Source organism: Sulfurimonas sp. (assembly GCF_047622445.1).
Lineage (GTDB): Bacteria > Campylobacterota > Campylobacteria > Campylobacterales > Sulfurimonadaceae > Sulfurimonas.
On record NZ_JBLHOE010000044.1, the window covers coordinates 20,425 to 27,151 of the forward strand.

General features: G+C 31.8%; 9 protein-coding genes and 1 pseudogene. 8 read left to right on the forward strand and 2 right to left on the reverse strand.

Annotation, left to right across the window (positions count from 1 at the left end):
* Entirely contained in the window at positions 1 to 1,659 is a 1,659-nt protein-coding gene (locus tag ACI9TV_RS10480; RefSeq protein ID WP_415250743.1) for a C10 family peptidase, read from the reverse strand.
* Between the two features lie 151 nt (positions 1,660 to 1,810).
* On the opposite strand from ACI9TV_RS10480, the gene ACI9TV_RS10485 reads away from it, so the two are divergent.
* The 5 genes from ACI9TV_RS10485 to ACI9TV_RS10505 are packed head-to-tail and all read left to right on the forward strand — an operon-like array spanning position 1,811 to position 4,243.
* Entirely contained in the window at positions 1,811 to 2,116 is a 306-nt protein-coding gene (locus ACI9TV_RS10485; protein WP_415250744.1) for a BrnT family toxin, read from the forward strand.
* Positions 2,103 to 2,366, forward strand: a complete 264-nt coding sequence (gene brnA, locus ACI9TV_RS10490) for a type II toxin-antitoxin system BrnA family antitoxin (RefSeq protein ID WP_415250745.1) — start codon at positions 2,103 to 2,105, stop codon at positions 2,364 to 2,366. The genes ACI9TV_RS10485 and brnA overlap by 14 nt, the downstream gene beginning before the upstream one ends.
* An 8-nt stretch (positions 2,367 to 2,374) precedes the next feature.
* Positions 2,375 to 3,091, forward strand: coding sequence for a TlyA family RNA methyltransferase (locus ACI9TV_RS10495; protein WP_415250746.1), 717 nt, complete (start codon positions 2,375 to 2,377; stop codon positions 3,089 to 3,091).
* Positions 3,092 to 3,868, forward strand: a complete 777-nt coding sequence (locus tag ACI9TV_RS10500; RefSeq protein ID WP_415250747.1) for a HupE/UreJ family protein — start codon at positions 3,092 to 3,094, stop codon at positions 3,866 to 3,868.
* A 9-nt stretch (positions 3,869 to 3,877) separates the two neighbouring features.
* On the forward strand, positions 3,878 to 4,243 hold the full coding sequence (locus ACI9TV_RS10505; protein ID WP_415250748.1) for a DUF6488 family protein: 366 nt from the start codon (positions 3,878 to 3,880) through the stop codon (positions 4,241 to 4,243).
* 4 nt (positions 4,244 to 4,247) lie between these two features.
* Here the strand turns inward: ACI9TV_RS10505 and ACI9TV_RS10510 are convergent, their stop codons facing one another.
* Entirely contained in the window at positions 4,248 to 5,255 is a 1,008-nt protein-coding gene (locus ACI9TV_RS10510) for a hypothetical protein (RefSeq protein WP_415250749.1), read from the reverse strand.
* A 100-nt stretch (positions 5,256 to 5,355) separates the two neighbouring features.
* Between ACI9TV_RS10510 and ACI9TV_RS10515 the strand changes: the two genes are divergently transcribed.
* From ACI9TV_RS10515 to ACI9TV_RS10525, 3 genes and pseudogenes are all read left to right on the forward strand, one after another.
* The gene (locus ACI9TV_RS10515; protein WP_415250750.1) at positions 5,356 to 5,862 is read left to right on the forward strand and encodes a pyridoxamine 5'-phosphate oxidase family protein; all 507 of its coding nucleotides are present in this window, start codon (positions 5,356 to 5,358) and stop codon (positions 5,860 to 5,862) included.
* 24 nt (positions 5,863 to 5,886) lie between these two features.
* Entirely contained in the window at positions 5,887 to 6,435 is a 549-nt protein-coding gene (locus ACI9TV_RS10520; protein ID WP_415250751.1) for a YbhB/YbcL family Raf kinase inhibitor-like protein, read from the forward strand.
* 28 nt (positions 6,436 to 6,463) lie between these two features.
* Positions 6,464 to 6,727: pseudogene (locus ACI9TV_RS10525) on the forward strand (AraC family transcriptional regulator); the annotation flags it as partial.

The window sequence follows — 6,727 nt, forward strand, 5'->3', positions numbered from 1 at the left end:
TTAATTCCTTACGATGTTAATATCGTATGATGAGATTTCTTTCGAATTAGATGCTGCCTTAACTTTGACATAATATCTTCCAGAACTTAAGTCATCAACTTCTATTTTGGAAAGTCCACCACTTTCATAGTCTTCATTAAACGCTACTTCATTTCCATAATAATCATATAAGAAAAGCTGCGTATCTCTATAATTACCTGTAGAAGAGTTTGAATATGTTTGTATCTTAATGTCACTCAGTGTATCATTCCAAAAAGTCATCCAATCCTCATCACTAGCAGGTGCAATACTATGATTTAATTGTACACTGCCTACAGGCAAATATGACGATTTTTCCCAAGTATTATCTTTTTCAAAAACATCTCTATATTCACTATTATTAGGTTTTAGACCAAAAATAGCGATTGCATTATCTGAAAAAGCATAGCTACCTGGTGTAATACCATCAATAATGTAATACCCATTACCAGCTCCTCCCCACCCAAAGTTTATGTGATAATCATTATCTTCACTATCAAATCCATCTATAAGAAAAGTATGTCCACTTGTTCCAAATCCTGAATAAATTATTGGAAAACCTTGTCTTAAATCTGTATAAATCAGATTTCGCCATATTGTATCATTAGCAAGTTGATCTCTTGACAAATATGCATAAAATTGATAGCCAAAATTATCCCTCATTACATTAGCAATAATAGCAGCGTTTGATGAAGAGTTGTTATTTTCAAAATTCATTTCTACAGCTAATGCAGCATGATGCATTAATAATGTTACTTCGTCATTTGGTGCTACTAAGTCAGTCATTTCCATTATGTTCCAATTATATTGATGATTTGTATCGTATGCATCAACTTGTTGTTGCATAGATCCATTAATATCATTATACGATACTAAATTTGCATTATTAGGCCAACTATGATAACGCATAATTTCTGCCATAGCTGTTGCTGCACACCCTGTTGGAGAACGTCCATCAAATCCATACAAAGAAGTAAGATTACTTGGAACTAGAGGAGCATGGGTATTATAGTATTCATCCTGATTCCATAGAGGAGTAGTTACTTCAGTTTCCTTCTCTAGTTTTAATGTAGGACTTGTGAAAGAAGATGTGTAATTACCAATTACTTCGACTGAATTGTCTGTTTTTTTAAATGGATGTTTCGCTTTGTATTGCTTATGTTCTTGATTAAGATTTTTCCATTTTTCTTCTCTTTCTTTTACTAATTGTAAGTATTCAGGATTAGTTATTTTCTTTGCATTAGTTGATTTATCTTTTTTATTATTTAAATCAAATAAACTTTTTGAAAACTCTCCTAATAACTCTTCTAATTGAGGAGGAAGATTATTTTCATCAAACTTACTCTTTAATGAATAGCCAATAACTGGTGTAGCATTATCGTTACCAGCAACTAATACCCAACCTTGAGGGTCTAGTTTTATTAATCTAATTTTAGAATCTTTTTCCAAGTATTTTGCATACTTAGATGTTTTTTTAAAAAGCTTATCATCTTCGATAAGCTCCTTAATCTTATAGCTTTTAGCACTCTCTTTAAATGCTTTATTTAGAGCAATATTTTTTGTCTCTTCCTCTGTAATGACTTTTGCATGAGCTAAACTTCCCAACACAATTGCCGACATCGCAATTTTTATTATATCCATTCAAACTATCCTCTGATTATTTTTAATAAAATTTAACGTTATGTTATTAGAGTAATATTACAAAACAACTATATAAGAATAACATTATGATGACATAAATAATTGACAATAAAACAACATTTGTATATAATAGCAATATACAAGGAAGAGAATGGAAGTTGATTGTTTGGACATAGAAGCTATTGTTGGATTTGAGTGGGATGAAGGAAATATCCACAAAAATGAAAATAAACATGCTTTAAAATGGACAGCGATTGAAGAAATTTTTTTTAATGAGCCTTTACTGATTGTAGAGGATTTTAAACACTCTATAAATGAGTGTAGCTGTGTAGCTTTAGGTAAAAATGACTTTGATGATTTGATAACTGTTATTTTTACTCTTAGAGATAATTATATCAGAATTATTTCAGCAAGAGCAATGAGTGAAAAAGAGAGGATAATTTATGAAGAAGTTTAAAGAATTACCAATATTTAAAAGTGAAGAAGAAGAATCTACTTTTTGGGATGCCCATGATGTAACAGAATATTTCGATATGTCAAAAGCAAAATCTGTTAGATTATCTAATCTTAAAAAGACCACTAAAAGTATATCTTTACGTTTACCTGTAGACATGATAGAAGAATTAAAAGTTAAAGCAAATGCAATGGATGTACCTTATCAGTCATTGATAAAAATGTTTTTGACACATGCTTTAAAAACAGCATAGATATTATATTGACTAGATTAGATAATTACCTCGTTGCGAACGGCTTGTGTGAGAGTAGAAACAAAGCCCAGACTATGATAAAAAACTCTCTTGTATCTGTGAACTCAAAAAGTATCTCAAAAAGCTCATATAAACTAAGTTCTGATGACATAGTTGAGGTGCAAGAACATAAACAGTATGTTTCACGCTCTGCTCATAAACTGGATGAATTTTTAAAAGAACTTGACTTAGATGTAAAAGAAAAAGTATGTTTAGATATAGGCTCATCAACAGGTGGATTTACACAGGTTTTACTTGAACGTGGTGTAAAAGAAGTTAGTGCAGTTGATGTTGGACGTGAGCAACTTCACCATTCTATAAAAGAAGATGTACGAGTATTTTCTTACGAGAGTTGTGACATACGTAAATTTGAGAGTGACAAAGTTTTTGATTTAGTTGTGAGTGACGTTTCGTTTATATCTTTACTCAATATTCTTGACGATGTAGACAGGTTAGCTAGTCATGAGATTATACTTCTTTTTAAGCCACAGTTTGAGGTTGGACGTGAAGCTAAGCGTGACAATCATGGTGTAGTACAAGACAAAGAAGTGATAGAAAAGGCAATGAAAAAGTTTGAAGAAGCGTGTCAAGCTAAGTCTTGGATTTTACTAGACAAATCCCCATCACAACTTACAGGAAAAGAGGGTAATCTCGAGTATTGTTACTACTTAAAAAAAGCTAAGTAAATGAAAATAATTTTCTTTGCTATTTTGATACTATTATTACAAGAGACAGCATCTGCACACGGTATATCACCCTCGGATGTCCAAGCAATGAATGAGGGCGGGTATCTTAGTTTCATTGAACTTGGTGCTTCACATATGTTAAGCGGTTACGATCATTTACTCTTTTTGTTTGGGCTTGTCTTCTTTTTAACAACTATTATGGATATAATGAAATTCGTTACCCTCTTTACTTTAGGGCATAGTATCACTTTGATATTCGCTACATTTATGAGTATAACAGCCAATTATTATTTGATTGATGCAGTTATAGCTATAAGTGTTATGTATAAGGGATTTGATAATAATAAAGGTTTCGAGAATTATCTAGGTGTAAAATCTCCAAATATTTTACTAATGGTCTTGATATTTGGGCTTATTCATGGGTTTGGACTCTCAACAAGATTACAAGAGTTGCCTTTAGGGGAACAAAATTTTGAGATGTTACTTAAGATTATATCTTTTAACATTGGTGTGGAGATTGGGCAGATTATAGCTTTAGTATTGATGCTTATAGTCCTACAACAATGGAGAAAATTAGCTTCATTCACAAAATTTTCTAAAGTGACTAACCATGCTTTGATATTCGCAGGTTTTATGCTATTTTTAATGCAAATGCACGGATATAGTCATCTGGCAAATGAAGAAGAATTTGGTTTTAATAAAGATGAACATTATCATATCCATTTAGATATGCAAGCTGAGCAAAAAAAGATACAAAATTATCACGATTCATTATAAGGGAAAAATATGAAAAAAATATTAAGAAATGCAGTACTATCAATAGTTCTAGCTTGTGGAATAAATCCACTATATGCAGGTGCCGGACACGATCATAGTCATGCTGGAAATGGACACTCTTATGAGAGTATAACAAAGGCAGAAGTTGAAAGTATCGCAGAGAAACAGTTATCTGCTCTCATGAATGATCAGAAAATTCCAAAGACTTGGTCAAAAGCCGATATATTAGATGCAAAAAAGAAGCAATTTAAATATTCTACGGAATGGCTTGTACGATTTTACAATACAAGAGTAGAAGATAAAGCAAAACAAATTATGTATATATTTGTAAACCTAAGTGGTGAAGTAACAGGTGTTAATTACACCGGTAAATAGTTAGCTATTTATTTAGCAGTAAGCTATTTAACGGTTTGTTTATTGGTTTTTGTTGCATCTCTATCATCTCTTGAACAAGAGAATTTCCACTTAAAATGGGAGATTTCTCTCCTTTCGCAATTTTTTCCTCTTTCGTTCTCTCATGCATTTCCTCTAGAAGTTGTTTTTTGTAGTCTTCAACTAGTTTTGCTATCTCTTGTAGTGCTTGAGGAGAATCACCCATTTCTTTTATAAGTTTTTCTTCAAACTCTTTGACTAATTTATCTATCTTTTCTTGATTTAAATCAGCTAAAAATTTTGCAGCTCCTTTCGTACGTAAATCATTTAAAAATTTTGCTACTTCGCTACTTCTTTCTTCTGTTTGTGTATCAGGTTTGCTTTTATCACCTTTATAGTTAGAGTCAAAGGCATTCCAAAATTTTTGAATACTTATTTTTGTTTCTTCTGAAGTATATGCGCCAGGAGGTGGATTTAGGATGTTCTCAACACTAGACTTTAAATAGTTGTAGTCCATTTTTGTTGGAGTATAAGGTTCGTTGTTAACTACTGCTTTGAGATGTACAGGATCAAGGCTTAACATGCCCGCCATAAGTCTATCTTTATCGTCTAATGCGTTCATTGCACTTATGTATGCGTCTCGAACATCAGTTGGCATATTTATAGGAATAGGCAGCATTTTTTTACCAATACCTACTTCAGCAACTCCATCATTGTTAAAGTCATAATGTTCATTATCATGTAATAGTAGGTTATATGCACCCTCAGCGCTTAAAGTGTCTGTGTTCACTTTGTCTGCTAAGCCTGAGAATTTTTGTAGTGTTTGAAGTTCGCTAGCAGATAAGTTTTGTAAAAAGTCTTTGGCATTAGACAAACCAATATCTTCTTTTTTAGCTTTTTCATAGATAGACTCAAATTTATCAGCAAATGGTGCCTGATAATCTTTTCTCCCTTGGGATACTTTATAATCTTTCATAGAGTTTAAATAAGATTGATAAGAACTTGAAGTTTGCATAATATGTCCTTTGAATTAGTCTTTACAAGCAATAAAAATTCCACATATAAAATTATGATAAAATGATAAATATATTTATTTACTAAAAGGACACTATTGCATGATAGTTAATAAAAATAAAGCACAAACTAAATATGGAACATTACAAATTGCTTCAATGATTTTAACTGCAACAGATACAGCACGTATGTCAAAACCAGTAAGAGAGCTAATAAGTAAGAGTAGTTATTTTTTTCTAGCAACTGCATCCAAAGAGGGAAAGCCAAACATGAACTACAAAGGTGGTGAAGTTGGTTTTGTGCATGTAGTAGATGAAACAACTATAGTATTTCCAGATTATGATGGAAATGGAATCTTGCATGGCATTAGTGATATGATGGATAATCCAAATATAGCAATGTTGTTTATTGATTTTAATACATCTCTACGTTTTAAAGTCAATGGAATCGCAACTATCATTGATTCAAAAGAAGAAGTTGCTAAGTATTTAGACTACAAAGGTTTTGATTATGCACCAAGGCTTATAAAAGTTGATGTAAAATACGTACTCGGTAATTGTTCTAAAAATATTGATAATGTTCGTAAAGATATTCTTTCTTATGAGTAAAATAATTTTAATTAAAGGAAAAAAATGAAATTTAAATTTAAACACATAATAGCTGTAGCTAGTTTAGTCTTATTCTCTCAAACATTGTCTGCTGAAGGTTTTACGCTTAAGAGCGATGCAATGATAGGACAAATGTCATCTGCTCAAGTTTTTAATGGTTTTGGATGTATTGGAAAGAATATTTCACCAGAACTTAGTTGGGAAAATGCACCTAAGGAAACAAAAAGTTTTGCTCTTACTGTATATGATCCTGATGCTCCAACAGGTAGCGGTTGGTGGCACTGGGTTGTTTTTAACATACCAAAAGGGACAAAAAAAATCTCTACAAATGCTAGTGTATTAAAACTACTGCCTACAGGTAGTGTGCAAAGTAAAACAGACTTTGGTACTAGTAGTTTTGGAGGTGCTTGTCCACCAAAAGGAGATAAGGCTCATAGTTATATAACAACAGTTCATGCCCTTGATGTTGATAAACTTGACTTAGATGAAAATGCTAATCCTGCTTTAGTTGGCTATATGATAAACATGCATACAATTGGGAAAAGCTCAGTTATGGCTTACTATAAACGCTAATATGAAGACTTAATCTATTTAAATTAATATGAAAGCTACAATATTTAAGACAGATAAACTTCCATTTGTTGAGTTAAGATATATTCGAGAAGTTACTAGCTGTGATAAGCAACATCAACATGATGAATTGACTATTACAGCTATAGAGTTTGGTAGTATCAATATTTTATTTAACACTAAGCAAGATACTTTACAACCTTACAGCCTTTGCATAGTAAACCCAAATGAGATACATTGTGCGACTTTATCTAACTTAGAGAGTAGGGGTTGTTATGTTTTGTATATTGATAAA